27 protein-coding genes are annotated in these 24,696 nt (G+C 62.2%); 9 read left to right on the top strand and 18 right to left on the bottom strand.

Annotated features, from left to right (window positions below; genetic code table 11):
• Positions 1-79: 79 nt before the first annotated feature.
• On the top strand, positions 80-526 hold the full coding sequence (locus HX898_RS21895) for a MarR family winged helix-turn-helix transcriptional regulator (RefSeq protein WP_062940776.1): 447 nt from the start codon (positions 80-82) through the stop codon (positions 524-526).
• A 90-nt stretch (positions 527-616) separates the two neighbouring features.
• On the opposite strand, the gene HX898_RS21890 is transcribed toward HX898_RS21895, so the two are convergent.
• Positions 617-1,039 (bottom strand): organic hydroperoxide resistance protein, encoded by a 423-nt coding sequence (locus HX898_RS21890; protein WP_003546481.1) that lies wholly within the window; start codon positions 1,037-1,039, stop codon positions 617-619.
• Between the two features lie 124 nt (positions 1,040-1,163).
• Between HX898_RS21890 and HX898_RS21885 the strand changes: the two genes are divergently transcribed.
• A complete protein-coding gene (locus tag HX898_RS21885; protein WP_138328979.1) occupies positions 1,164-1,649 on the top strand; it encodes a MarR family transcriptional regulator in 486 nt (161 codons plus the stop codon).
• Positions 1,650-1,720: 71 nt separating this feature from the next.
• Here HX898_RS21885 and HX898_RS21880 read toward each other — a convergent pair whose 3' ends face one another.
• The 10 genes from HX898_RS21880 to HX898_RS21835 form a co-directional block, all read right to left on the bottom strand.
• The gene (locus HX898_RS21880) at positions 1,721-1,945 is read right to left on the bottom strand and encodes a hypothetical protein (protein ID WP_138328594.1); all 225 of its coding nucleotides are present in this window, start codon (positions 1,943-1,945) and stop codon (positions 1,721-1,723) included.
• Between the two features lie 205 nt (positions 1,946-2,150).
• Positions 2,151-2,390 (bottom strand): 30S ribosomal protein S21, encoded by a 240-nt coding sequence (gene rpsU, locus HX898_RS21875; RefSeq protein WP_003546477.1) that lies wholly within the window; start codon positions 2,388-2,390, stop codon positions 2,151-2,153.
• A gap of 78 nt (positions 2,391-2,468) precedes the next feature.
• On the bottom strand, positions 2,469-2,753 hold the full coding sequence (locus tag HX898_RS21870) for a cold-shock protein (RefSeq protein WP_180195719.1): 285 nt from the start codon (positions 2,751-2,753) through the stop codon (positions 2,469-2,471).
• Positions 2,754-3,005: 252 nt separating this feature from the next.
• On the bottom strand, positions 3,006-3,215 hold the full coding sequence (locus tag HX898_RS21865; RefSeq protein WP_003546468.1) for a cold-shock protein: 210 nt from the start codon (positions 3,213-3,215) through the stop codon (positions 3,006-3,008).
• A 350-nt stretch (positions 3,216-3,565) separates the two neighbouring features.
• On the bottom strand, positions 3,566-4,300 hold the full coding sequence (locus HX898_RS21860) for a L,D-transpeptidase (RefSeq protein ID WP_003557650.1): 735 nt from the start codon (positions 4,298-4,300) through the stop codon (positions 3,566-3,568).
• A gap of 176 nt (positions 4,301-4,476) precedes the next feature.
• A complete protein-coding gene (locus HX898_RS21855) occupies positions 4,477-5,283 on the bottom strand; it encodes a L,D-transpeptidase (RefSeq protein WP_180195718.1) in 807 nt (268 codons plus the stop codon).
• A 181-nt stretch (positions 5,284-5,464) separates the two neighbouring features.
• A complete protein-coding gene (locus tag HX898_RS21850; RefSeq protein WP_138328596.1) occupies positions 5,465-6,385 on the bottom strand; it encodes an alpha/beta fold hydrolase in 921 nt (306 codons plus the stop codon).
• Positions 6,386-6,564: 179 nt separating this feature from the next.
• Complete coding sequence (locus HX898_RS21845) at positions 6,565-8,190, bottom strand: cisplatin damage response ATP-dependent DNA ligase (RefSeq protein ID WP_180195717.1); 1,626 nt, start codon at positions 8,188-8,190, stop codon at positions 6,565-6,567.
• Positions 8,191-8,424: 234 nt separating this feature from the next.
• Positions 8,425-9,435 carry a ligase-associated DNA damage response exonuclease gene (locus tag HX898_RS21840; RefSeq protein WP_138328598.1) on the bottom strand — a complete coding sequence of 337 codons (1,011 nt, stop codon included), beginning with the start codon at positions 9,433-9,435 and terminating at the stop codon, positions 8,425-8,427.
• Between the two features lie 88 nt (positions 9,436-9,523).
• The gene (locus HX898_RS21835; RefSeq protein ID WP_180195806.1) at positions 9,524-10,330 is read right to left on the bottom strand and encodes an alpha/beta hydrolase; all 807 of its coding nucleotides are present in this window, start codon (positions 10,328-10,330) and stop codon (positions 9,524-9,526) included.
• Positions 10,331-10,434: 104 nt separating this feature from the next.
• Between HX898_RS21835 and HX898_RS21830 the strand changes: the two genes are divergently transcribed.
• Positions 10,435-11,406 carry a glycerophosphodiester phosphodiesterase family protein gene (locus HX898_RS21830; RefSeq protein ID WP_180195716.1) on the top strand — a complete coding sequence of 324 codons (972 nt, stop codon included), beginning with the start codon at positions 10,435-10,437 and terminating at the stop codon, positions 11,404-11,406.
• A 105-nt stretch (positions 11,407-11,511) separates the two neighbouring features.
• Here HX898_RS21830 and HX898_RS21825 read toward each other — a convergent pair whose 3' ends face one another.
• Positions 11,512-13,809: an EAL domain-containing protein gene (locus HX898_RS21825; protein WP_138387800.1), complete on the bottom strand. Its 2,298-nt coding sequence runs from the start codon at positions 13,807-13,809 to the stop codon at positions 11,512-11,514.
• 254 nt (positions 13,810-14,063) lie between these two features.
• On the opposite strand from HX898_RS21825, the gene HX898_RS21820 reads away from it, so the two are divergent.
• Positions 14,064-15,431, top strand: a complete 1,368-nt coding sequence (locus HX898_RS21820) for a TIGR03808 family TAT-translocated repetitive protein (protein ID WP_180195715.1) — start codon at positions 14,064-14,066, stop codon at positions 15,429-15,431.
• Between the two features lie 493 nt (positions 15,432-15,924).
• A complete protein-coding gene (locus HX898_RS21815) occupies positions 15,925-16,590 on the top strand; it encodes a glutathione S-transferase family protein (RefSeq protein WP_180195714.1) in 666 nt (221 codons plus the stop codon).
• Positions 16,591-16,593: 3 nt separating this feature from the next.
• Here HX898_RS21815 and HX898_RS21810 read toward each other — a convergent pair whose 3' ends face one another.
• Positions 16,594-17,490, bottom strand: coding sequence for a LysR substrate-binding domain-containing protein (locus HX898_RS21810; RefSeq protein ID WP_171599302.1), 897 nt, complete (start codon positions 17,488-17,490; stop codon positions 16,594-16,596).
• A 174-nt stretch (positions 17,491-17,664) separates the two neighbouring features.
• Between HX898_RS21810 and HX898_RS21805 the strand changes: the two genes are divergently transcribed.
• Together HX898_RS21805 and HX898_RS21800 are read left to right on the top strand one after the other, a co-directional pair.
• Entirely contained in the window at positions 17,665-17,859 is a 195-nt protein-coding gene (locus HX898_RS21805; protein ID WP_180195713.1) for a hypothetical protein, read from the top strand.
• A 310-nt stretch (positions 17,860-18,169) separates the two neighbouring features.
• Positions 18,170-18,535, top strand: coding sequence for an MmcQ/YjbR family DNA-binding protein (locus HX898_RS21800; RefSeq protein WP_180195712.1), 366 nt, complete (start codon positions 18,170-18,172; stop codon positions 18,533-18,535).
• On the opposite strand, the gene HX898_RS21795 is transcribed toward HX898_RS21800, so the two are convergent.
• Complete coding sequence (locus tag HX898_RS21795) at positions 18,520-19,140, bottom strand: glutathione S-transferase family protein (RefSeq protein WP_180195711.1); 621 nt, start codon at positions 19,138-19,140, stop codon at positions 18,520-18,522. The genes HX898_RS21800 and HX898_RS21795 overlap by 16 nt on opposite strands.
• A gap of 375 nt (positions 19,141-19,515) precedes the next feature.
• Positions 19,516-19,872 (bottom strand): hypothetical protein, encoded by a 357-nt coding sequence (locus tag HX898_RS21790; RefSeq protein ID WP_012756560.1) that lies wholly within the window; start codon positions 19,870-19,872, stop codon positions 19,516-19,518.
• 140 nt (positions 19,873-20,012) lie between these two features.
• On the opposite strand from HX898_RS21790, the gene HX898_RS21785 reads away from it, so the two are divergent.
• Entirely contained in the window at positions 20,013-20,768 is a 756-nt protein-coding gene (locus HX898_RS21785) for a DeoR/GlpR family DNA-binding transcription regulator (RefSeq protein WP_180195710.1), read from the top strand.
• Here HX898_RS21785 and HX898_RS21780 read toward each other — a convergent pair.
• From HX898_RS21780 to HX898_RS21770, 3 genes are all read right to left on the bottom strand, one after another.
• Positions 20,743-21,483: a hypothetical protein gene (locus HX898_RS21780; RefSeq protein ID WP_180195709.1), complete on the bottom strand. Its 741-nt coding sequence runs from the start codon at positions 21,481-21,483 to the stop codon at positions 20,743-20,745. The genes HX898_RS21785 and HX898_RS21780 overlap by 26 nt on opposite strands.
• 126 nt (positions 21,484-21,609) lie before the next feature.
• The gene (locus tag HX898_RS21775; protein WP_180195708.1) at positions 21,610-22,617 is read right to left on the bottom strand and encodes an asparaginase; all 1,008 of its coding nucleotides are present in this window, start codon (positions 22,615-22,617) and stop codon (positions 21,610-21,612) included.
• A 279-nt stretch (positions 22,618-22,896) separates the two neighbouring features.
• The gene (locus HX898_RS21770; protein WP_180195707.1) at positions 22,897-23,235 is read right to left on the bottom strand and encodes a hypothetical protein; all 339 of its coding nucleotides are present in this window, start codon (positions 23,233-23,235) and stop codon (positions 22,897-22,899) included.
• Between the two features lie 231 nt (positions 23,236-23,466).
• Between HX898_RS21770 and HX898_RS21765 the strand changes: the two genes are divergently transcribed.
• Positions 23,467-24,678 (top strand): MFS transporter, encoded by a 1,212-nt coding sequence (locus tag HX898_RS21765; protein ID WP_180195706.1) that lies wholly within the window; start codon positions 23,467-23,469, stop codon positions 24,676-24,678.
• Positions 24,679-24,696 lie beyond the last annotated feature (18 nt).

The raw sequence follows: 24,696 nt of genomic DNA, 5'->3' as shown, positions 1-24,696 counted from the left end.
CCTCCTCCGGCGCTTGCCGGTGAAGCCGGCTCATCTCCTTCTCCTTGACTAAATACATTGATATCAATAGAAATGAAGCATGTCAAATTCGATCGAGATTCCCTTTTCCACGACGCTGATGGTGCGCGACACCTGCCTCTGCCTGCATGTGCAGCGGGCAGCACGCGCGCTTGCCCGGCTGTTCGACGACGCGCTGAGGCCGGCCGGCCTGACCAACGGGCAGTTTTCGCTGATGATGTCGCTGAACCGGCCGGAGCCGCCGCCGATGGGGCCGGTCGCAGCCCTGCTCGCCATGGACCAGACGACGCTGACGGCGGCGTTGAAGCCGCTTCAGCGCAAGGGCTGGGTAACGGTGATGGAGAACCCCAGAGACAGGCGCGGCCGGCTGCTGAGCCTCACCCCTGAGGGCAAGGCGGTGCTGGCAAAAGCGCTGCCGATCTGGAAAAGCACACATGCGATGATCGACGGAAAGCTGCCGGAAGGCGGCTCCGCCCGGCTGCGACAGGATCTGCAGGCGCTGTCATGAATGACGATAGAAACGCCGAGGCCGGCCGGGCTGAACGCCGCCCGGCCGGCAGATGACGGCAGCCGATACGGCTACCAAGTTTTAAGCCGATCAGGCGACGGTGACCGGGACCTCGGTCGAGGTGCGCATCGCGTGGCTGTAGGGGCAGACGATGTGGGCTGCGGCTGCGAGCTTTTCAGCGGTTTCGCGGTCGAGACCCGGGATGTTGACCGTCAGCGCCACTTCGATGCCGAAGCCGCCGCCATCTTCACGCGGGCCGATGCCGACCTTGGCGGAGACCGTCGTGTCCTCGGGAATCTTGACCTTCTGCTGGCCCGCGACAAATTTCAATGCACCGAGGAAGCAGGCGGAGTAGCCGGCAGCGAAAAGCTGTTCGGGATTGGTGCCGGTCGCGCCGTCGCCGCCGAGTTCCTTGGGAACGGTCAGCGTCACGTCCAGAACGCCGTTTTCGGAAACGGCGCGGCCCGCGCGGCCGCCGGTGGCAGAGGCTTTGGTCGTATAGAGAATAGGCATGACGATCTCCTTTGGTTGGCCCTTCGATCGGGTTGGATTTTTATTATCGCACAATTAAATTGTACGCAAGTGAATTTTGCAAATTGCATTTCGGATTCGAAAAGAGGACAATCGGGCTTCAGGGATAATAGATATGAAAGCGCAAACGACGAAGACGATGGAGATACCGCAAGAGGAGAAGCGGCTGGAAAAGCAGTTGTGCTTCGCGGTCTACGCGACGGCGCATGCTTTCACCCGCGCCTACAAGCCGATCCTCGACAGGGTCGGCCTGACCTATCCGCAATATCTGGTGATGCTGGTGCTGTGGGAACGCGGCGAACTGCCGGTCAAGACGATCGGCGAGCAGCTGGATCTCGATTCCGGCACGCTATCGCCGCTGTTGAAACGGCTCGAACAGAGCGGGCTGCTCAAGCGCATCCGCGACCTGCGCGACGAACGGCAGGTGATCGTGTCGCTGACCCCGCAAGGTCAGGCAATGAAGGGGGAGATCGATACGATCATGACGGCGATCGGGCAAGCCGCAGGCTGCACGCTTGAGGAAATGGCCGAGATGCGCGACATGCTGCATCGGCTGCGGGGCAATCTCGGGCGGGCCGGCGCGGGCGGCTGAACGCACTCACCCGGTAGAGCCGGCACCCGGTAGAGCCGGCACCCGGTAGAGCCGGCGTACGCGCCGAGAGATCAGGACCGCGGCTTAGCCGGCGACCGGCGCTTCTTTGCAGGCGCCGCCTTAGGTTCGGCCTCGGCCTCCTGCTGCAAACGCAGCGCCTTCAGCTTCTCCGTCTTCTTGTCACGGGCCGTTGCCTCGGCGGCGATAATGGCGCGCGCCGTGTGATCGGTCGCTTCCGCCTTGTCGCGAGACGAAAGCTTGGCGGGATTGAAGAATTCTCCCTTGGTGGCGGTCATGTGCCCCTTTCCCAGGTGATGGCGGCGTTACCGCATAGTTCCTCAAATCGAAATCGGTTCAAGGAATTATGCTGAAATACAAGTGTTACAGCCCCTTGCGCGTCTGGAATAGGCGCGCGGCGCTGTAAGTCATGGCTCCACGGCAGAAACCATGATTCACGGCTGAACCGTGATTCCACGGTAGGCCGTGATGCCACGCCCGGGATTAGCGGGTGGGACGGAGAACCTTCTTCGGTGCCGGCAGCAGACCTTCGCGCTGCAGCTTCTTGCGAGCGAGCTTGCGCTGGCGGCGAATGGCCTCGGCCTTTTCGCGGGCGCGCTTCTCGGACGGCTTTTCAAAGGCGCTGCGAGCCTTCATTTCCCGGAACAGACCTTCCCGCTGCATCTTTTTCTTGAGCACGCGGAGCGCCTGATCGACATTGTTATCTCTGACGAGTACCTGCAAAACGATATCCTTCCTGTTGCGGCGGCGAAGCCGCACTGTCCAAAATTAAAAACCCGGGCCAAAATAAAAAACCCGGAACTACTTCCCGATTTTGATGCTCGAAGACTTCAGCCAGGGCTCGGCGCCGTCGGACTTGGCCACCGCCTCGGGGGAAGCCCTCGACGGCGATTCACCGGTATCGATGTCGGCCTCAGTGATGCGGCGCTCGAAATTCTCCGCGTCGAACTGAACGCGATATTGCACATGCCCGTGGTCGTTGGGCAGGATGCTGGAGATCCGGCACCGCTTGTCGGCTTTCGCCGTGCGGGTGAGGCCGGATTTCAGCACGATCATGTCGCCGACTTTATAGTTTGGTCTGCCCATTTCAGCGTCCCTTCGACTCTACGGCTGCTCAATCGGTCAATCAGAACGACCGGGGGTCATTCAGGACCGACCGGGGCATTCCGGAAAAGCCTGCGATCAAAGCAAAAAGGCCGGGCTGGTACCCGACCTCTTCCAGTCACTCAGCCCGCCGCCGGTATCGGTAGCTCGCTGCCAGTACATCCGTGGTCAGCTTGCTGCCAGCACATGGCCAGCCCGCTGCCATATTCATGGTCAGCAGAGGCGAATGACAAATCATGCGGCCTGAAGGTTGTCGGCCGAATTCTTGCCGGACTTCTTGTCGCGGACGAGATCGTAGCGGATCTTCTGACCTTCAACGAGTTCGCGCATTCCGGCGCGTTCAACCGCTGAGATATGGACAAAAACGTCCGTAGAACCATCATCAGGCTGAATGAAGCCAAAACCCTTGGTGCCATTGAACCACTTTACGACGCCTGAATTCATAACGATCTCCTTTTCAACCGTTTGTGTTCGCCTGCGGAAAGATATCCGACAAGCCGTATCGATGTTGAGAGGATATCTGACGGAGCGCTCAAGCGCGTGGACAAAGGTCGCAAGCAATTCGATACGCACCATGTAGGATATTTACCGAATTAAGCAATGGTATTTCGGAAAATAATTCTCTCGCGGGCGCAAAATGAAGCTCTTGCCCCAGGGGCAAAGCACCCTTTTCCCCCGGGGCAAAGCACTCGCTCGCCCGGGGCAAAGCAACCGCTTGCCCGAGGCAAAGCGCCAGCTTGCCTGGGAAAAGCGATCGATCCGAGGCGGCCGGATTGCGGCCGCCTCGATGACGATTACTGCCAGACGACGATGGGCGCCTTTGTGGGAACGCGGTCGTAGAGATCGATGATATCCTGGTTCATCAGCCGCACGCAGCCTGACGAGACGGCCTTGCCGATCGAGCGCCAATCGGGATTTCCGTGCAGGCGGTAGAGCGTGTCCTCTCCATTCGAGAAGATATAGAGCGCGCGGGCGCCGAGCGGGTTCTTCAGACCCGGCTCCATGCCGCCGTTCTCGATCGAATATTTGACGAGTTCGGGCTGGCGGGCGACCATCTCGTTCGGCGGCTTCCAGCGCGGCCATCTCTGACGCCACTGGATGACGCCCGACCCCTGCCAGGCGAAACCCTCGCGGCCGATGCCGACGCCGTAACGCATCGCCATGCCATCGCCCTGGACGAGATAGAGGAAGCGCGACGGCGTATCGACAACGATGGTGCCGGGGGGCTGGCCGGTGGGATCGACGACGCGCTGGCGATAATAGCGCGGATCGATCTGCTCGTAGGGAACGGCTGGAATGAGAAAGCCCCCGTCTTCGATCGGGCCATACATGACGGCAAGCTCGGCCCCACTCGGCACGCTCGACGCACCCGGGGACTGGAACAGGCGCATTGGCGAACGGTAGGTGATCGTCGTATCGCCTGATGTCACGGTGTTGGCTGAGGAGGCGCAGCCGGCGAGCGCGGAGGCTGCGGTCAACGCCGAAAAGGAAAGAAAGCTGCGGCGGGAAAGATGTCTATCGAAGCTCATGACGCGGGACTGATTTCCTCTGATGCGGGAAGCCGGACGGGACGCCGGATAAACCGGTGATTCGTCCAATGCCGATAACAACATCAAGAGATCTATCGGCTTGCGCCAAATAAACCATAGCTTCACGCAGACGTGTCCAGCTCGGAGCGGACGATATGGGAAGCGCTGTTGCAGCGCTACATCACAACGATCTCGGCCTTGGCAGAAACGCGGTCGTAAAGATCGATGACGTCCTGGTTCAGCATGCGCACGCAGCCCGACGAGGTGGCCTTGCCGACCGACTGCCAGTCGGGTGTGCCGTGGATGCGATAGAGCGTATCCTGCCCGTCCTTGAAGATATACATGGCGCGGGCGCCGAGCGGGTTCATCAGCCCTGGATTCATGCCTCCATTCTCCGCTCCGAACGGGCGGACTTCAGGCTGGCGCGAGACCATTTCGACCGACGGCGTCCAGCGCGGCCATTTCTGCTTCCACTGGATGACGCCCCGGCCGGACCAGGCGTAACCGTCGCGGCCAAGGCCGACGCCGTAACGCATCGCCTTGCCGTTGCCCTCGACGAAATAGAGGAAATGCGCCTTGGTATCGATGACCACGGTGCCGGGACGCTCGGTCGTCTGATAATCGACCTCCTGGCGCAGGAACTGCGGCTGTACGCGGCTGACCGGGATCGCCGGCAGGGTGAAATCCTCGTCACGCACCTGGCCATACATCGCCATATGCACGGGATTGGTAACCGGCAGGCCATAGGTCTGGTGGAACTGGGTCTTGTAGAGCTCACGCGTCTGCGGCACCGGCTGATCGGGGATCGGCCGCACCCGGCGCGGATCGACGCCGGGCGGCTGATAGAAGACAGGCGAGGTTTCCTGAACGAAGCGGGCGGGCGAATCGGCGGCGACATCGGGAATGAGAATGTTGCAGCCGCTCAGCGACGCAACCGCAATCACGAGCCCGGCAAGCGGGAAGACCCGGCGCAGAAAATTCATGGAACCACCCTTATCAACGATCGGCGAGACAGCGATATCTGCCGGAACGATGGCATCCGCGGCTGGCGCGAGGCTGGCGTTAGGGTGGGAAAAGCAAGATCAGGAAACGATGAGCCCGCCACCGTGGGCGGCGGGATCTCAGCCGTCACACTTCATCGCTGTTGCTGATATCGGCGAAAAATCAAGCCGCCACTCCGTGAAAGAAGCGGATGCTCTGTTCGATCTCGGCCGGCAGCGCCGAGGTGTGATTGCCAGCGACGGTTTCCGTTTCGATATGAACGCCGGCGCCGCGGGCGCGGCGGGCCAGCAGATCGGCGCGGTCGTTGAAATGCGGCTCCTCGGTGCCGTGGACCACGCGGACCGGGCATTTGAAGCTGTGGGCGTAACACAGCGCCGAACGCACCTCGAATTCGTGCGCGTTGCTGTCGTCGAAACGGATATCCTGCGGATAGCGGTTGAAGAAGCGGAAGGCATCGGGGTTGCCTGAAATCGGCGCGGCGGCGCGGAATTTGTGGGTGGTCATCGCCGTCAGCATGGTCAGCGTGCCGCCGATGCTATGGCCGGCGATGAAGAGGCGCTCGGGATCGACACCCGGCAGATGCGCCAGGCGCTCGGTGGCGGCGAGAACGTCGTCGACCTCGTCGTAGAAGCCGGAGAAATTGCCCATCTGGCCGTTTTCGCCACGCAACGACGGCATCATCACGACATAACCGGCATCCATATAGGGCTTCATCAGCTGCCAGTGGCCGATGCCCATGGCATTGCCGCCGTGCAGGAAGAGCACGGCCGGCCTCGCGGCGCGCTCGCGCTTGTATTTCGAGACCCAGGCCGCCAGCTCCAGCTCGCCGTAACCGGAGCGGTAGAAGATCTTGTCGGCATCGGCAGGCGCATTCAGCGGTTCGTATTTGTCGGGCGCCGGCCCCTTCTGCAGCAGCTTGGTGCGGAAATGGTGGCGGACCTTGGCGTAGTCGTGCTTGGCAAGGCGTGGCTCGTCCGGGACATCGAACGCCGCCGCCATGCGCGGCAGGATAAGTGCACCGGCGAGACCCGCCAGCACGGCACGGCGCTGGAGGAAAAGGGAATTTCGTTCACGCGAGCTCATAACGCAGCATCCATCATTTCCCCGGCCAGTCCAAATTAAACAGAGCATGATGTCGTCCGAAAACCGCTTACACTTTTCGACACCATGCTCGGGAAAATCTGCACCGGAAGATCGTTGCCGCCAATACACATGCTGTTGAAAATATTGCCCTGCGTCATTGTTGCGCAGGGTATGCAACTTCACGCCGGCTTGGCCTCGATCATGGCGATCAGCGTGCGCAGCCGGTCGGCCTCGTAGGAGGGTTTGTCGGGGCGAAGGCGGGCGATGCGGGGGAAACGCATGGCGACCCCCGATTTGTGCCGGGTCGAGCGGTTGATGCCTTCGAAGGCCACTTCGACGACGAAGCCGAAATCCTTGTCGGCGCGCACGGCGCGCACCGGGCCGAAACGCTCGGTGGTATTGTTGCGCACGAATTTGTCGAGCACCTCGAGCTCGGCATCGGTGAAGCCGAAATAGGCCTTGCCGACGGGCACCAGCTGTTCGCCGTCCTCGTCATCGGCCCAGACGCCGAAGGTGAAATCGGAATAATAGCTGGAGCGCTTGCCGTGGCCGCGCTGGGCATACATCAGCACCGCATCGACATTATAGGGGTTGCGCTTCCACTTGAACCAAGGCCCCTTCATGCGGCCGGCCTGGTAGACGCTGTCGCGGCGCTTGATCATCACGCCTTCGATGACCGGATCGGGCGGCGCGGCGCGCAGAGTATCGAGCTCTTCCCACGACGAGAACGGCACGAGCGGCGAGAGGTCGAAACGGTCGTGCGGGGCGCGGTCGATGATCTCGGTCAGCCGGTCGCGGCGATCGACATAGGTGCGGCCGCGGACGTCGTCGTCGCCATCGAAGAGCAGGTCATAGGTGCGGATGAAGGCGGGGTAATCGCCAAGCATCTTCGCCGTCACCGTCTTGCGGTTCAGGCGCTGCTGCAGGTCGGAGAAGGTGCGGGTCGGGCTGTTGGAGCGGGCGGTGCCGCCGACCAGCAGCTCGCCGTCGACGACGCCAGAAAAATTGATCGCGTCGAGAATATCGGGAAAGGCGCCTGATATGTCGTCGCCGGAGCGGGAATAGATCTTGCGCCTGTCGCCGGAGCGGGAGAGCTGGACGCGGATGCCGTCCCACTTCCATTCGGCGGCATAATTCACCGGATCGAGACTGGTCAGATCGCCCTCCTCCACCGCATTGGCGAGCATGACGGAATGGAAGATCGCCGGTGTGGCCAACACCGGCTTTTCGCCGCCACTCGCCAGCCATTCGAACAGCGTCTCATAGGGCGGCTGCAGGCCATGCCAGAGGGTTTCGATCTCGGTGACGTCCTTGTCGCCGAGATCGGCGAGCGCCTGCTTGGCAAGGCGGGCGGAAACGCCGATGCGCATGGCGCCGGTGGCAAGCTTGATGAAGGCGAAACGGCCGGACGAATCCAGCCGGTCGAGAAGATCGCGGACATAGCTGCGTACTTCAGTTCGGCCGAGCGCATTCATGCTGGTGACGACCTCGCCGAGACGCGGCTGGGCAAGGGCCGAGCGGTCGATATCCCTCTCATTGTCCCAGACGAGCGAGATGGTTTCGGCAAGATCGCCGACATAGTCGTAGGAATAGCGAAACAGCACCTCGTCCATGCGCTCCAGCACCAGCTCGCGCAGCATTGCGGGCTTGACGTTGCGCACCTCCAGCGTGCCGGCGATGGCGGCAAGGCCGTAGCCGCGGTCCGGATCCGGCGTGTCGCGGAAATAGTCGGTCAGCAGCTTCAGCTTGCCGTTGCGGCTGGGGGTGAGCACCAGGCGGTCGAGGAGATCGGCGAAGGCTTTCATGGGTGCCTCCCGACTCTTGAGGAAGACCCCTCCCCAACGGCATATGGAAAAGACCCCTCCCCAACCCCTCCCCACAAGGGGGAGGGACTAAGCCGTGGCACCGCCTCGCAAACCAACAAGCCGGCCGCATACTCTGCGCTGAAAGAGGAATGCAGCGAGGGCCGCGGGTTAAGCCCCTCCCCCTTGTGGGGAGGGGTTGGGGAGGGGTTTGGACGCAGGATGCTGCTCATCTCCTCAATCCCCCTCGTCCTCGTAACCCACCAGATGCAGCGGTTTTGCCTTGATGCCCTGCAATTGGCACCAGCGCACCAAGGCCTCCTCGCGGCCATGCGTCACCCAGACCTCGGCCGGGTGCAATTCCCGGATCGTTTCGGTCAGTTCCGGCCAGTCGCAATGATCGGAGATGACGAGGGGCAGTTCGACGCCGTGCTGTTTGGCGCGCTGGCGCACCATCATCCAGCCGGAGGCGAAGGCCGGCAGCGGCTCGCTGAAGCGCCGGGCCCAGCGATCGGCGAAGGCCGATGACGGGCCGATGACGACGGCCCCTTTGAAGGCGGACTTGTCGCGGCTTTCGATCGTCGCCGGCAGCAGCTCGCCGAGATCGATGCCCTGCTCGATATAATAGTCGCAGAGTTTTTCCATGGCGCCGTGGATATAGATCGGTTCGGCATAGCCGGCATCGCGTAGCAGCCGGATGACGCGCTGGGCCTTGCCGAGCGCATAGGCGCCGACGAGATGCGTGCGCTCGGGAAATTGCCGCAGCGATGCCAAGAGCTTGCCGATCTCGTCCATCGGATCGGGGTGATGGAAGACCGGCAGGCCGAAGGTCGCCTCGGTGATGAAAACATCGCAGGCAACCGGCACATAGGCGGCGCAGGTCGGATCGGGGCGACGTTTGTAGTCGCCGGAGACGACGATGCGGGTGCCGTTCTTCTCGATGGCAATCTGGGCAGAGCCGAGCACATGGCCGGCCGGGTGAAAGCTCACCTTGACGCCGTTGACCAGCAGTTCCTCACCGAAGGCTGCCGCCTGCTCGCTGGCGCAGAAACCGTCGCCGTAACGCAGGCGCATGATGTCCAGCGTCTGGCGGGTGGCAAGCACGTTTACATGGCCCGGCCGGGCATGATCCGAATGGCCATGGGTGACGAGCGCCTGCTCGACGGGCCGCACCGGATCGACATAAAAGCCGCCTTCCGGGCAATAGAGCCCCTCCGGGGCAGGATAAAGCAGCGCATCAGGTCTCATGAAACGAGAGATAGCGGGAAATGGGCGCGAGGCCAGAGGGCGGGAAGAAGGGACTGGCGAATGCGCCGTGGCTCAACGCCGGCGATCGTCACGACCCTATTCCATCGAGGAAGGATTCGACAGCGGCACTAAATTGCGACGGCCGCTGCAGCGGCGCGAAATGGCTGACACCGTTGAGATAGATCATCTCAGCGTTCGGAATGCTGCGGGCAAGATATTCGGCATGGTCTGGCTTGATGAATTCGTCGTGCTCGGCGATGACGATCGCGACCGGCACGTGGATCAGGCCCAAGTCGGCGGCCTGATAATTCGGCTCTGTCTGCATCATCAGGCTGACCGCCTCGACGAATGGATTAAAATCATCCGGCGTGGTGGACAATGCAGCGTAATCCTTGGCGTGCCGGCTGAAGCATCGGTCGATGACCGGGGTCGGAACGAATTCCAACGTGCCGCTCGGATCCATGTTGCAGGCGAAGAAAAAGACACCCTCGACCCGGGACGGCGCCGTCATGGCAAGGATCAAAGCGATGCAGGCGCCGTCACTCCAGCCGATGACGGCCGCCTTGTCGAGATGCAGTTGGTCCATGACGGCGAGCACATCTGAAGCCATCAGCTCATAGCTATAGGGACGGGAATCGCGGGTGCTTCTTCCATGGCCGCGGCTGTCGATCAGCACGACGCGGCGGCCGCGGCGCAAGAGTGCCGGGATCTGATAGCCCCAGTTGCCGCTGTGGCCGAGGCCGCCATGGAGGAGAATGACGGCTGGGCCGACGCCGTAGCTCGCATACCAGATACGGGCGCCGTCATGGGCGACATGACCGTCGACTGCTGCCGGCGGCAACGGGGCGGCGCCATGCGCTTCGAAATGGATGAGCTCGTCGTCGTCAAATTCCATAGCGATCAGACTCATTGTTGCCGCAGCATAGAAAAGCCGGAAAACAGCCCAAGAACAACCGGAATCGCTCTCTAGCCCTTGCGATGCAACCAGGGGGATCAGCATTGGGCAGGAAGCTTTTCTATTGTGCGGCGGTGATCGCCATTGCCGCGGCTGGCATTTACCTCAACAATACCAGTATGCTAGCGCAGCATCGATCCGGAAAACCGGTGTTGCTCGCCCATCGGGGCATCGCCCAGCGGTTCGACGAAACCGATCTGAAGAACGACACCTGCACGGCGAGCCGGATGCTGCCGCCGAAACACGATTATCTCGAAAACACCATCAGATCGATGCAGGCTGGCTTTGCCGCCGGCGCCGATATGGTCGAGATCGACGTGCATCCGACGACCGATGGGCAATTCGCCGTCTTTCACGACTGGACGCTCGACTGCCGCACCGACGGGCATGGCGTCACGCGCGAGCATTCGATGGCTGACATGAGGAAGCTCGACATCGGCTATGGCTATACCGCCGATGGCGGCAAGACCTTTCCCTTTCGCGGCCGGGGCATCGGCATGATGCCGACGCTTGCCGAGGTGCTGTCCACCTTTCCGGATCGGCGCTTCCTCATCAACATCAAGAGCCGCGATCCTTCCGAGGGTGAAAAGCTCGCCGCCGTGCTCAATGGGCTCTCCACTGAGCGACGGGCCGAGATCATCGTTTATGGCGGCGACGAGCCGATCGACGTGCTCCGCCTGATGGCACCCGATATCAAGACCGCCTCGCGCAAGAGCCTGAAGGGCTGCCTGTTCGGCTATATCGGCTATGGTTGGACCGGCCTGCTGCCGGACGAATGCAAACAGGCGATGATGCTGGTGCCGATCAATATCGCGCCGTGGCTATGGGGCTGGCCGGATCGTTTTCTCGACCGGATGGCGGATGCCGGGACCGAGGTTTTCGTGCTCGGCCCCTATCGCGGCAGCGATTTTTCCACCGGCATCGACGACCCCGCGCAACTGGCGCAGCTGCCTGAGGACTATGCGGCGGGCATATGGACGAACGAGATCGAAGCGATCGGCAGGCTCGTGAAATGAGGTTTGAAAGACGTCACATCGACCAGATCGATGCGAGGTCTTTCAATGTTTCCTTTTGTGCATGTCGTACTCCCAAAACCGCTGCACAGTTTTGGGCGACCTGCATCAGAGACTGCCAGTCTGCAGCAATGCCGGGATCTCCTCCGGGGAGACCGGCTTGGAGAAGCGGAAGCCTTGCGCCTCCTCGCAGTGGGCCTGGCGCAGGAAATCCATCTGGGCGTCGGTTTCGACGCCTTCGGCGAGAACCGAGAGCTTCAGCGTCTGCGCCAGCGAAATGACCGCCGAGGCGATGGCAACGGCGGTCTTGTCGCCCGGCAGGGCCTCGACCAGCGAACGGTCCATCTTCAAGCGGTCGAAGGGGAAGGTCTTCAGCGCCGCCAGGCTGGAATAGCCGGAGCCGAAATCGTCGATCGACAGGCGCACGCCAAGCCCCCGCAGCGTTTCCATCATGGCAAGCGCGCGTTCGGCATTCTGCATCACCACGCTTTCGGTGACTTCCAGCTCCAGCCAGCGGGACTGCAGGCGGTGGCGCTCCAGCGCCTCGGCGACGTGGGTTGCGAAGTCAGGATCGGCGAACTGTTTAGCCGAGACGTTGACGGCAATCGTCAGCGGCGCCAGGCCCATGTCCTGCCAGTGGCGCGCCTGGCGGCAGGCCTCGTTCAGAACCCAGAGGCCGAGGGGAACGATAAGGCCGGTCTCTTCGGCGAGCGGAATGAAATTGACCGGAGGCACCCTGCCCTTTGCCGGATGGTTCCAGCGCACCAATGCCTCCAGCCCGGTGATGCGGCCGGTGGCGACGTCGACCTGCGGTTGGTATTGCAGGAACAACTGCTGGCCAGTGATCGCCTGATGCAGTTCCTCCTGCTCGCCTAGCGGCATTCCCACAGGCGTGCTGCCGCCATCGTGATGCTGCAATGTGTTGCGGCCGAGCTCCTTGGCGCGGTACATGGCGCGGTCGGCATTGGCGAGAAGCTCTTCCGAGGTCGCGCCATCGAAGGGGAAGGCGGCAACGCCGATGCTGGAGGTGACGGTGATTTCGCCATGCGCCCCGCGGATCGGCCGGTTGATCGCCTTCTGCAGCTCGCGAAGGCGGCGCGTGATGCCGGCATCGTGGCTCGACTGGTGAACGAGCACCACGAGGAATTCGTCGCCGCCGAGACGCACGACCATATCGGACGCCCTGACGCTGTTGGCCATGCGGGCGGCGATCTCTTTCAGCACCTCGTCGCCGGCGGCGTGGCCGCGGCCGTCGTTGATGTCCTTGAAATTGTCGAGATCGATATAGGCGACGGTCACCTTGCGGTTGTTGCGCCGGGCCTGGTCAAGAATGCTCGCCAGCCGTTCCTTGAGGAAGGCGCGGTTCGGCAGGCCCGTCAGATCGTCATGATGGGCCATGAAATGTATGCGGTCATCGACACGCTTGCGCTCGATGGCGATGCCGGCGATATGGGTGGCGAGCGCCACCAGCGTCATCTCGTGCTCGGTGGGACGGCGGACTTCCCGGGAATAGAGCGCAAACGTGCCGAGCACATTGTTCTGCGAGGTGGCGATCGGCGTCGACCAGCAGGATCGGAAGCCGAACGGCGCGATCATCGCGCGAAAATCCTCCCAGAGCGGATCAATCGTCACGTCCTCGACGATCACCGTCTGGCCGCGCCAGACGGCGGTACCGCAGGAGCCGACCTTGGGGCCAATCGTGACGCCATCGATCAGGCGGCTATAGCCGCCGGGCAGATTGGGGGACGCGCCGTGATAGAGCCTGGTGCCCTCGCCGTCGAGCAGCAGCACGGATCCGTCAATCCCATCCAGCTGCGCCTCGATCATCAGCACGAGCGCCTCGAGGATCATCGGCAACGGCTCGTTGCGGGCGATCATTTCCAGCAGGCTCGCCTGGCCGCGATGCAGATCCTCCTGGCGCTTGCGTTCGGTGATATCACGGGAAACACCGATCAGGCCGACGATCTCGCCGCGATCGTTGCGCAGCGGTATCTTCGAGGTTAGCCGGCATATCGGCTTGCGGGCGCCTGGAAGGGTGTAGGATTCCTCCATGTCGATGCGGGCTTCGCCGGTCGCCATGATCTGCTGTTCGATGTCGAAATGGCGGCACGCCGTCTCGAAATCGAACAGGTCGAAATCGCGCTTGCCGGTGATCAGCGCGGCACTCTCCAGGCCAAGGCTGCTGGCGGTGACGGCGTTGGCGAAGACGAAGCGGCTGTCACGATCCTTGACGTAAAGGAAATCCGGCAGTTCGTGGACGATCGCTTTGAGGCGCAGGTTCTCGATACCCTCGGAAAGGTGATGAGCGGTCGATGCCATCATTGCCTCCGTCGCGGCGACGATGCGTCGCGTTTCGGCCGTCAGGGCATCGGTCGATTCCCATCGCCTGGCACCCAATTCGTGCATGACGCCATTCTCCCCGCCGGCCGAAGGCCGTATCCCGCAATCGTCATCATTGAAATTCCCTTCAAAGTAGTCCTCATTTCCTTCGGCTTGCTTAAATGAAAGGGTGAACAAGACGACAATATAAGCGGCGATATCCTGCCGTCGCGCTCGGCCATAACGGCAATTTCGCCGGCCTTTGCCAAGCTTGTGCCAAAACAATTCATGCGGGTTTGGCACGTTTCCTGCTACGGCGCGTTATGACAAGTGATCCCCGGATGCGCTCACGCCGCGACATGCTTTTCTTTCTTGCCGCCTCGGCCGTTGCGGGAGGGGCATCGCGCGCACTTGCCTCGCCGCTGACGGCGGCCGCTCAGCCCAATCTGCGCGGGGCGATCGACGCGGTGGACTATCGCGCCATTCCCGACAGCGGCGATCGCAAGACCCGCAACCTGCAGCAGATGATCGAACAAGCGGCGCGCGAGAACGTGCCGGTCTTCCTGCCGCCCGGCACCTACCGGGTCTCCAATCTCACTTTGCCCGACAATACGCGTATCACTGGCGTGCCGGGCGCCTCGCGGATCGTCTATACTGGCGAAGGCCATCTGTTTGCGGCCGAGAACGTGCGGCGGATCGAGCTTTCCAATCTCGTCATCGACGGCGGCAACCGCTGGCTTGGCGACTATGCCGGCGGGCTTTTGCAATTTACCGGCGTCGACGAGGTGCTGATCGACAATTGCGAGATCGGCGGCAGCCGCAAACACGGGCTGCAACTGGAGCGCTGCGGCGGGCGGATCGAGCGCAGCCGCATCTCGGGGGCTGCCCAATCCGGGCTTTACGCGGTGGATTCCAGCACCCTCTCGGTCACCGGCAATACGGTCTCGGATTGCGGCAATGGCGGCATCCTGGTGCATCGCTGGAAGAAGGCGGAGGACGGCACTGTCGTATTCGGCAACCGCATCTCCAACATCCGCGCCAATGACGGGGGCACCGGGCAAAACGGCAACGGCATCAACATCTTCCGCGCCGACGGCGTGATGGTGGTGAATAACCAGATCTCCGATTGCGCCTTTACGGCGATCCGCGCCAATTCGGCTTCGGACATCCAGATCAGCAGCAATCAGTGCCGGCGGTCCGGCGAGACGGCGATCTATGTCGAATTCGCCTTCGAAGGCGCCGTCGTTTCCGCCAACATGATCGACGGGGCGGCGAACGGCATCTCGATCGCCAATTTCGACGAGGGCGGCCGGCTGGCGAGCGTCACCGGCAATGTCGTGCGCAACCTGACGCTGCGCGGCCCATACCAGCACGAGGTCGGCTTCGGCATCGGCATTGCGGCCGAGGCCGATACGCTGATTTCAGGCAATGTGATCGAGGGCGCGCCGCGGTGGGGCCTTCAGATCGGCTGGGGACCGTATCTGCGCAACGTCGTTGTGACAGGCAATGTGGTGCGCAAGGCGCCTGTGGGATGCGCCGTCTCGGTCGCCGATGGCGCAGGCACTGCCGTCATCACCGACAACATCTTCCAGGAGACCGCCGAAGGGGCGGTGCTCGGCTTCCAATGGGAAAAGAAGGTCTCCGGCGAGATGGCGGGCGGCGGCTCGCCCTATGCACAGCTGACCGTCGAGAGAAACCGCGTCTCCTGAGGAGAGCATTTGCTTTCCCGAGAGACGAAAATGCTCTATCTCTTTGTTTTTGTGGCATAAAGTCAGATTATGCCGAAGGCGGCATTACTTGGTTTCGCGCGCGGATAGCATTCCTGACAAGGGCATTCGTTCCGTGAGTGGCTCCTTCGCCCGCCCCTTGCTCCGTCATGCTCGGCCCTGTGCCGAGCATCTGCACCGTATCGATCAATCGCCACGGGCATAGATCCTCGGCACAAGGCCGAGGATGACGGAGGGTGGGAGCGCGTTTCCGCCAAACTCGCACCGGCCTACGGAGGCACCCCGACTTGGTGTCTGTCAGGCACTCGACTCTCTTCCGGCCTGTGAAAACCACCGCGCGGTTTGTACAACTGAGCACTTTTTTACCGGAATTGCTTGGCGCATCAAAAGCTTTCATCATCCCATAAGCGCCAGGGACTTCTCGCAGCCCGATCCGGCATTTACGGTCTTTGGACATATCGAGGGGATATCGTTCATGCTGACAATCTACGGGGTCTACCGATCGCGCGCCTCTCGCGTTTACTGGATGGCGGAGGAGCTCGGGCTCGAATTCCAGTCGGTGCCGGTGCTGCAGGCAAGGCGGCTAGCAGATCCGCCCTCTCCGGATGCGCCACTCAATACGCATTCGCCTGAATTCGTTGCCGTCAACCCGATGGCGCAGATCCCCAGCATTCGGGATGGCGACCTCATCATGCACGAGTCGCTGGCGATCAATCTTTACCTGGCGCGTAGACATGGCGGGCCGCTTTCCGGCCAAACCGTCGAAGAAGACGGATTGCTGACGATGTGGACGGTCTGGGCGGCGTCGCAGGTCGAACCGCTTACGGTGAAGATCGTGCTCACCTATGATAACGGGCTCGAAAACAGCGAAGGCGGCCAACAGACGATCGCGGTTTCCTGCCGGTCGCTGCGCAAGCCGTTGGCGGTTCTCGAAAGCCACCTTGCCGGAAGGCAGTGGATCGTCGGCGACCGATTTACCGTCGCCGATCTCAACCTAGCCGAGGTTCTGCGCTACGCCCAGAGCGAAGAGAAGCTTTTCCAAGCCCATCCCAATGTCAAAGCCTGGATCGAGCGTTGCCAGTCCCGCCCGGCCTATAAGGCGATGCAGGCGATCCGCGGCAAGGAGCCGATCGAGGTGTGAAAATCACTGGAAAAGCGCGAGCGTGCCGGCCATCTCTTCGCGAATCCAGGCCTTGAAATCCTTGACCTTCTTCGGCTCGCGTATGCCTTCGGCGGTGACGAAGTAGTGGCCGAAGCCGGTACGGGCGCGAATGCCGAAGGGGGCGGCCAGCCGGCCTTCGGCGAGCGCAAAGCCGGAAAGGGTCTGCCAGGCCAGCATGACGCCCTGGCCGGCGATCGCCGCATCGAGGCAGAGCGAGGCATCGTTGAAGACGTGGCGGGTTGAAAGCGTCGCGCCTGATAGTCCGGCCTCGCGCATCCAGACCTCCCAGGTGAACATGGCATGGCCGTCGATGATGGCCGGCAGGGCGAGGATATCGGCGGGTTCTTTCAACTTCGCCGCCATCTCAGGCGAACAGACGGGAAAGACCTCCTGTTCCAGGAGCAATTCGGCCTTCACGTCAGGCCATTTACCGGTGCCGACGCGGATGCCGATATCGACATCGCAAAGCGCCGGACTGACGAGATTGGTCGTTGCATCCAGCCGCAGCTTGATGTCGGGATGACGCTCGGCGAAACGATCGAGCCGGCAGACCAGCCAGCGGGCGGCGAAGACCGGCGCCACCGATATGGTCAGGATCGTATCATCCTTGCGGCTGGCGATCGATACCGCCGCCGAAAGACGGGCAAACCCCTCGTCGAGCGCCAGGAGTACCGGCCGAGCGGCTTCGGTGACGATCATTCCCCGGGCTGTGCGCTCGAAGATCACCTGGCCAAGCTGGGCTTCGGCCTTGATGACCTGCTGGCTGACGGCGCCGACCGAGACGCCGAGTTCGTCGGCCGCTGCCTGCAACGAGCCGAGACGGCCGACGGCTTCCAGCGCCCGCAGGCCGTTGAGATGGACCATGTTCAGGTTCTTCATATAGTTTTTCTATACCGCCTCAGCGTTATTCTCAATTGAAAATCTGCCTGTTGAGGCCGACATTGCAAGCATAGGCAATCCATTCGAACGCAGGGTGTGGGCGGGTGGGACGGCTCAGCAGGCGCCAGCCGCTTGCGATCATCCTTCTACGCCACTGAGAAAGCGAGGCATGCCATGTCGTTGCTGAAGTTTTTCTTGAGAGCTGCCCTTCAGGTGGGAGGCGCAGAAATTGCCCCGGCCTGGAAGGACGATCCGCTGCGGCATCCCGAGGTCGAGCGCATGTCGATGCGCGAAATCGCCGATCTGCCGCTCGGGATGCAGACCGGCTTTCAGGCGGAGGCCAAGCCGCCGCTGGCGAAATGCGCCTGAAAATATGCGAGAGCCTTTCCGGGTTAGATTGAAGCATTCTGCCGGAGCAGGTTTTCGTCAGGGCAAAGGCGATTGGCGACGGGCATACCCCACGGTACGTCCGAGCCGATCGCCTTTGATCCTGGCGGAAAGATGCCCGGCCCACCGGGTTGGCTGAAACGGGCCGGCTGATCGACCGGCCGGCTTGGCCGTAGAGCCGGGCTACGACGCGCGCCGGCCGGTCGACCATCCGACTCCGTTTGAGCCAACAGAATGCTTCAATCTAACCCGGAAAGGCTCTAGGTTTCGCCCTGGCAGAAAGGGCGGAACCATGGCCGGCGATGTCGATGCGATCTTCGAACGCCTGAAGCGGCTGGCGGCGGAAGCCGGCTTGCCTGATGTCGAGGAGAGCACTTCCTACGGCAATCCGGCGCTGAAGGTCGGCGGCAAGAGTTTTGTGGCGGTGAAGAACGCCGAGACGATCGTGATCTCGATTTCGCTCGACGACAAGGATCACCTGCTGGAAATGGCGCCCGACGTCTATTTTCAAACCGATCATTATGTCGGCTGGCCGCATCTGCCGGTGCGCGCCACCATGATCGGCGACGAGGAATTGCGGCTGCGGTTGATCGGCGCCTGGCTGTTCCGGGCGCCGAAGAAGCTTGCTACCCGTTTTAGAGATCAGGCCCGATCGTAGGCCAGCGCCCGCTGGACGGCGGGGCGCTGCAGCATGCGGGCGTGATGGTCGCTAGCCTTTTCGAAGCGGGCGGGATCGACGCCGTCCGACGGCAGCCAGTCGGTCATGACGAAAAGATAGGGATCGGCGAGCGAATAAGCTTCGCCCATCACCCATGGGCCTTCAAACATCGTCTGCTCGATCAGCGTAAAACAATCGGCCATATTCTGCGGCACCTTGGCCTTCATCGCCTCGATTGCCGCCGGCTCGTCGGCCCAGCGCGAACCGCGCGGGCGATGGGCATGGTTCACATGCACGGTAGAGCAGATATAGCTGTTGAAGGATTGGAGCCTGGCAAATTCGAAGGGATCATCGAGCCGCGCCAGCTTGGCGGCCGGCGCGCTCTGGGCGATATAGGCCAGGATCGCCGGCGTTTCCGTCAGCACGCCATAATCGGTGACCAGTGCGGGCACCCGGCCCTTCGGGTTGATCTTCAGATAATCCGGCGAGCGCTGCTCGCCATCGCGGAGGCTGATCTTCTTGACTTTGAAGGCCAGGCCGGATTCTTCCAGGGCAATAAGGCTTGCGAGCGCGCATGTTCCCGGCGCGTAGTAGAGTGTCAGCATGGTTCTCGACTCCCTTTCGGCAAGGGTTATAGCGTAGAGGTCAGTGCGCCGGAACTGGGGAGATTGGGTTTTGATCGTCCTCTCCGGAGCCCATTAGGACAAGGATGGGTACGTGGGGTGCGAGGGCACTGACCAATGTGCCGTGCCTCACCCCTCATCCGGCTGCCGCCACCTTCTCCCCGCAGGCGGGGCGAAGGGGATATGCCGCGACCTCTCCATTCCCCACTCACCTCGCGCAAGGCACGTCCCCTCGCCCCGTTTTTACGGGGAGAGGGTTAGGGTGAGGGGCAGATCTTGCACTTCAACTCGCCTTGTCAGCCAACGCAGCCGGATACGATAGGTCCCCTTCTCCCTCCGGAGAGAAAACACGCACCCTCAGCCGCAGCCCGGCACATCCTCCAGCCGGTGCCAGACCGGGATGCCGCGTTCCCGGGCGATGCGCACGTCGTTGTCCGCTCCCTTGGAATCGCCGGGCAGGCGCAGCACACCTTCGCAGAGCTGCAGCAGCCGGCCGGCGACCGGGTGGAAGATTTCTTCGTAGAGCGCGTCGCCGACCGACCGGCCGCCGGCGGCGTGCCAGATCGGCAGGGCCACCCATTCGCCGATCATCGGCACATGGCCGGCCTGAAACAGCGCGTGCGAGGGCGCCTCCAGCCGCTTCAGGTTAGCGGCCATCTTTTCCGGGTCGTCGCCCGTTCCGGACCGGTAAGGCCCGGCAATCAAAATCAACATGATCCACTCCTTCGCTCCGCATATGCGTGAGCACTCCCGGCCTCATGCACGGGATTTCGTGAAAATGCACGATATTTCTTGAATGTCGAGTCATTTCGTGCAATATCGGGTCATTATGTATAATTTCGTGCAGAGAACCGATGCTGACAACGCAACGCAAGACCCTCATTCTCGAAATCCTGCGCCGTGACGGCCAGGTCATCGCCAAGCGCGTCGCCGAGGATTTCGCGCTTTCCGAGGACACGATCCGCCGCGACCTCAGGGAAATGGCGGCGGAGGGGCTGTTGAAACGGGTGCATGGCGGGGCAATGCCGCTGGCGCCAGACCTGCCTGATTTCACCGCGCGGCGCAGCGTCTCGTCGCAGATCAAGGCGCGGCTGGGAGCAGCGGCGGCGGCGATGGTGAGGCCCGGTCAGATGATCTTCCTTGACGGCGGCACGACGACGGCGGAAATTGCCAGGCAGCTGCCGCGCGACATGCCGCTGACGGTTGCGACCCACAGCCCGACCATCGCCGCCGAGCTGGAACACCACCCGACAGCCGAGGTGATCCTCACCGGCGGGCGGCTCTACAAACATTCGATGGTGGCGACGGGGGCGGCGGCAATGGCGGCTATCTCGCAGCTTCGCCCCGATCTCTTCTTCCTCGGGGTGACGGCCGCGCATCCGGTGCACGGGCTTTCCACCGGCGATTTCGAGGAGGCGGCGATCAAGCGGCATATCGCCCGCTGCTCGGCCGAAACCCATGTGCTGCTGACCGAGGAGAAGTTCGACCTCGTCTCGCCCTGCCCGGTGCTTGGCATTTCGGAGGTGGCGGGGCTGATCGTGCCCATGGAGATGACCGCCGAACAGCTGAAACCCTATCGCGATCTCAACGGCGCGATCGCCGCAGCATGATGGTGCTGCGGGAGGGCTGCGGTGCGGCAGCATGCGGCAGGAGGCTTGCGGCAAGGGCCGCGATGAAGGCCGCCAGTACGGTATAGGCCGGCGCCATGCTGCCGGTTCCAAGGGTAAGCACCGTCTGCAGATATGGCTGCGCCAGCGCGATGATGACGGAAAGAGCCGGCATATCGAGCAGGGTCCCGGCGATCCGCGACAGTTCCGGCATGAAGGCTGCACCGGCAAGCGCGCCATAGACCGCCGTCAGGCGGAGTGCGAGGCGCAACGGCGCCGAGGCTGCGAGCGGCGGCATGTCGCCATCCTCGACGGCAATCATGAGATAGGCGACGAAAGCCGCCAGAAACAGCAAGGCGACGGGCAGCGCCGCCAGGGTGGCGGGTCGCGTCAGAGCCGCCGCATCCGCCGCCAGGAAGAGCAGGATCGGCGTGGAAGCAACGAACCAGATGGCGACGATCGGCCCCCAGAACCAGATGAGCGAGAGAGCGTGAAGACGGAGCAGCGTCGCCATGAAGAGCACGGCGATCGCAGCCCAGATGCAGGCGGGTTTGAGCACGCCCGATATCAGCCGGAGGGCCGGTTCGCAGGCGCCGGCCATATCGCCGCAGCCGGACAGCTGGATGGTGAGCCAGGTGATATAATCGAGGCTCAGCGCGGCGAACATGAAGATGCCGATACCCATCAGCATCCACCAGAGATAGCGGCCTGCAAACATGCCCTGCCCTCATGGCTTGGACTGTGCTCACGTCGCCGCGAAGGGGTGCATCCGCGATCGCGGGGCGCACCTCCTTTATATTAGATAATTCTTATTTTTTAGTAACTTATATACGTGGGATCGCACTCATCCGGACAAGGCGGAGGTGACCCTGACATCGCCGACATGGATGCCGTTCCAATTGCGCATCGGCGTTGCGGCAAAGGCCATCAGGCCCGCATGCACCTCGTCTTCCGTCTCGAAGAAGCGGGCAAGTGTCGCCGCCACCATGGCTTCGGCAGCACGGGTCGTGCCGTCCTCGCATTTGAGCGCGATGGCGATGCCCTTTTCCGGGATGGCGGCGCAGAAGACACCCTCGGCACCGGTTTTGACGAAGATCCGGCCGGGGGCGATCTGCATCAGCGCCGTGCAGGCGCGGCCGGAGCCGGCGACGTAGAAGGGTTCGGCCATGCAGGCTTCGATCAGCCGGCGGGATGCCTTGGCGCGTAGGGGTTCGAGGCCGGTGCCGGTCGCCATTTTGGCAAAACCGTGAGCCAGGCTGCGCAGCGGCACGGCATAGGTCGGGATCGAGCAGCCGTCGGTGCCGCAGCTTTCTGCTCCGAGCACCGCGCCGGTCAGGCTTTCCATCGCCGCGCGGATTTCGACCTGCAGCGGGTGCTGGGTGCTGACATAGCCCTTTGGATCGATATCCTGATGGCAGCAGGCGCAGATAAAGCCCGCATGTTTTCCCGAGCAATTGTTGTGCAGCGCGTTCGGCGCATCGAGCGCGCGGACCTGACGGATCAGGACCTTTTGACTCATCGACCAATGGGCGCCGCATTCCAGCGCCTCGGCATCGCGACCGGCCCGCGACAGCATCGAAGCGGCAAGCGCCACATGCTCGTCTTCGCCATTATGCGAGGCACAGGCCAGCGCCAATTCCTTATCGCCGAAGCCATAGGCATCGGCCGCACCGCTCTCGACCAGCGGCAGCGCCTGCATCGCCTTGCAGGACGAGCGCGGGAAGACCGCAGCCTCGATGTCGCCCAGCGAGAAGACAAGCTTGCCATCACCATCAACCACGGCCACCGCGCCGCGATGGCGACTTTCGACGAGCAGGCCGCGGGTGACTTCGACGGTGACGGGATTGGTCATGAGCTTTTGTCCGGATGCTGGCGGGGGTAGCGCAGTCCATAACGCGTCACGCGGGGAAAGCCAACGGGGTTGACGCTTTGCAAGGGTTAGGCGGCCGCGCGAGTGCCTGCCTGATGGAGCACCTGGCGCGCCTGCGGCGAGTTTAGCGAAGACGTCACCGCACATTCCGTCTTCCTCGGCCTTGAGCCGAGGATCCATGCCCGGTGCTGATGGATGCCAGCGTGGGTCCTCGGGTCAAGCCCGAGGAAGACGGAGGCTGGGGTGAGCGCCTGCGCTTTTCTATTCTCTTTCAACAACGATTTTCCGCAGGAGACCGCCACTGTCAGGAACCTGGACTTCGATGGCTTTGCTCTTATTTCCGGGTTTCGCCTTGCCGCAAACTGCAATCGCAGCTCTCATGAGGCCTCTGTCAGTCATGCGTTCTCTGTCAGTCGGTATAACTGGCTTAAAGGTATCTGTGGCTTGTCTCGCCGATTCCCATGTCATCTGGAAACCACATCCCCTCATCACAAGATCCCGAAAGAAGTGTTGAATGAGCGGCCGACCGTCAGGAGCAACGCTACTGCAACCTGCAACGGCGAAAGAAAGCGCCACAGCGCCAACAAAACGAAATTTCATTGTCCCCATCCAATTGATCAACCCCGGCGAGCACTAAGGGCAGAAGATTGATAGAGTCAATCGGCCATGAGCACGGCGAATTGGCCAGTTTGAGGCTCAGCCTCACTGCGGGTTCGGACCGGGATCACATCGTCCAAATATTCATCACATAAATTGACTGAGGCGATCGAAAACTATCGTTTCTCTGATGGGTCCGATGCGACTAAGAGTGGTGCATCAGGAACCATCCCCATGCCATCCACCTTTTCCTTGATCCTTCGCGACAACAGGATCCGCATCCCAACCGTGACCCTCGTCGCGCTCGCCTTCACCTATGCGTCGACCGCGCCCTATCAGTCGATCATCGGGATCAACGAACTCGGCTTGAGCAACAGCGCCTATTCGGCGCTGGTGTTCTTCTCGGCGATCGTCAACGTCACGACGAGCCTGACGCTCGGCATCTGGTCGGACAGGCTGAAGGAGCGCCGGCCGCTGGTGCTGGGGCTTTGCGTCGCCGGCATGCTCGGCTTCGGGTCGATCGCGCTCATTCATAGCCCCGCGGTCTTCATCTTCTCCACGCTTTTGCTGGTGCCGATGAGCAATTCCACCTATTCGCTGCTGTTCGCCAGTCTGCGCGCCAGGACCAACCAGATGGACCGCGGTCAAGGGGCGGCGATCACCTCAACGGTGCGGGCGCTCTTTTCCGGCTCATGGGCGCTGGCGCCGGGGTTGATCGGCCTTTATCTCGTCAGTTCGCCGTCGATGACGCCGGCCTATGGGATCGCGGCATTGGCAAGCTGCACCTGTTTCTGCCTGTATTTCTTCTTCGCACCCGGAAATGGCACCGGCGCCCCTGCCCCCGATCAAGTCGGCTTCTTTGCTTCGCTGAAACGGATTTTCGTGCCGCATGTGCTGTCGCGCGTTATCGTCACGGCGATGCTATTCGGGCTGCAGCGGCTGAACAGCATGCTCCTGCCGCTGATCATCACCCATGCGGCCGGCGGCACCGTGGTCGATGTCGGCTTCATGGCAGGTTTGACGGCTTTGCTCGAGATGCCGTTCATGATGATGTGGGGCTTTGCGCAGCGCCGCTTCCGAAGCGCACATGTGCTTGCCTTCGGCGCGCTGATCTATTGCGTCTATCTGCTGCTGCTCGGCTTTGCTTCCGCACCCTGGCACGTCTATGCACTCCTCCTCTTCAATGCCTGCGGGGCGGCAGCGATCCTCAGCGTGCCGATCACCTATCTGCAGGACCTGATCGCGGACCGGCCGGGGCTCGGAACCTCGCTAATCTCGCTGAACACGTTCATTGGGGTTGGCATCAGCGCCGGTCTCTTCGCCTTCGGCACCGCGATCACCGATTATTCCGGCACCGCCTTCGTCGGCGCGGCCGCGGGTCTCGCATCGATCGGAGTGCTGCTCTATCTCGAAAGCAGCAGGCGGCAGGTGCGGCAACCGGCGTGACGTGCGACGTTCCGATCG

It is taken from the genome of Rhizobium sp. WYCCWR 11128 (assembly GCF_013416305.1).
Classification (GTDB): domain Bacteria; phylum Pseudomonadota; class Alphaproteobacteria; order Rhizobiales; family Rhizobiaceae; genus Rhizobium; species Rhizobium indicum.
The sequence above is the reverse complement of the archived record's forward strand: the minus strand, read 5'-3'. Positions and strand labels throughout refer to the sequence as shown.

Coding starts and splice junctions, on each gene's coding strand:
- HX898_RS21895 (WP_062940776.1), top strand. CDS start 80: ATGTCAAATTCGATCGAGATTCCCTTTTCCACGACGCTGATGGTGCGC.
- HX898_RS21890 (WP_003546481.1), bottom strand. CDS start 1,039: ATGCCTATTCTCTATACGACCAAAGCCTCTGCCACCGGCGGCCGCGCG.
- HX898_RS21880 (WP_138328594.1), bottom strand. CDS start 1,945: ATGACCGCCACCAAGGGAGAATTCTTCAATCCCGCCAAGCTTTCGTCT.
- HX898_RS21870 (WP_180195719.1), bottom strand. CDS start 2,753: ATGGGCAGACCAAACTATAAAGTCGGCGACATGATCGTGCTGAAATCC.
- HX898_RS21865 (WP_003546468.1), bottom strand. CDS start 3,215: ATGAATTCAGGCGTCGTAAAGTGGTTCAATGGCACCAAGGGTTTTGGC.
- HX898_RS21860 (WP_003557650.1), bottom strand. CDS start 4,300: ATGAGCTTCGATAGACATCTTTCCCGCCGCAGCTTTCTTTCCTTTTCG.
- HX898_RS21855 (WP_180195718.1), bottom strand. CDS start 5,283: ATGAATTTTCTGCGCCGGGTCTTCCCGCTTGCCGGGCTCGTGATTGCG.
- HX898_RS21850 (WP_138328596.1), bottom strand. CDS start 6,385: ATGAGCTCGCGTGAACGAAATTCCCTTTTCCTCCAGCGCCGTGCCGTG.
- HX898_RS21845 (WP_180195717.1), bottom strand. CDS start 8,190: ATGAAAGCCTTCGCCGATCTCCTCGACCGCCTGGTGCTCACCCCCAGC.
- HX898_RS21840 (WP_138328598.1), bottom strand. CDS start 9,435: ATGAGACCTGATGCGCTGCTTTATCCTGCCCCGGAGGGGCTCTATTGC.
- HX898_RS21835 (WP_180195806.1), bottom strand. CDS start 10,330: ATGGAATTTGACGACGACGAGCTCATCCATTTCGAAGCGCATGGCGCC.
- HX898_RS21825 (WP_138387800.1), bottom strand. CDS start 13,809: ATGCACGAATTGGGTGCCAGGCGATGGGAATCGACCGATGCCCTGACG.
- HX898_RS21820 (WP_180195715.1), top strand. CDS start 14,064: ATGCGCTCACGCCGCGACATGCTTTTCTTTCTTGCCGCCTCGGCCGTT.
- HX898_RS21815 (WP_180195714.1), top strand. CDS start 15,925: ATGCTGACAATCTACGGGGTCTACCGATCGCGCGCCTCTCGCGTTTAC.
- HX898_RS21810 (WP_171599302.1), bottom strand. CDS start 17,490: ATGAAGAACCTGAACATGGTCCATCTCAACGGCCTGCGGGCGCTGGAA.
- HX898_RS21805 (WP_180195713.1), top strand. CDS start 17,665: ATGTCGTTGCTGAAGTTTTTCTTGAGAGCTGCCCTTCAGGTGGGAGGC.
- HX898_RS21800 (WP_180195712.1), top strand. CDS start 18,170: ATGGCCGGCGATGTCGATGCGATCTTCGAACGCCTGAAGCGGCTGGCG.
- HX898_RS21795 (WP_180195711.1), bottom strand. CDS start 19,140: ATGCTGACACTCTACTACGCGCCGGGAACATGCGCGCTCGCAAGCCTT.
- HX898_RS21790 (WP_012756560.1), bottom strand. CDS start 19,872: ATGTTGATTTTGATTGCCGGGCCTTACCGGTCCGGAACGGGCGACGAC.
- HX898_RS21785 (WP_180195710.1), top strand. CDS start 20,013: ATGCTGACAACGCAACGCAAGACCCTCATTCTCGAAATCCTGCGCCGT.
- HX898_RS21780 (WP_180195709.1), bottom strand. CDS start 21,483: ATGTTTGCAGGCCGCTATCTCTGGTGGATGCTGATGGGTATCGGCATC.
- HX898_RS21775 (WP_180195708.1), bottom strand. CDS start 22,617: ATGACCAATCCCGTCACCGTCGAAGTCACCCGCGGCCTGCTCGTCGAA.
- HX898_RS21770 (WP_180195707.1), bottom strand. CDS start 23,235: ATGAAATTTCGTTTTGTTGGCGCTGTGGCGCTTTCTTTCGCCGTTGCA.
- HX898_RS21765 (WP_180195706.1), top strand. CDS start 23,467: ATGCCATCCACCTTTTCCTTGATCCTTCGCGACAACAGGATCCGCATC.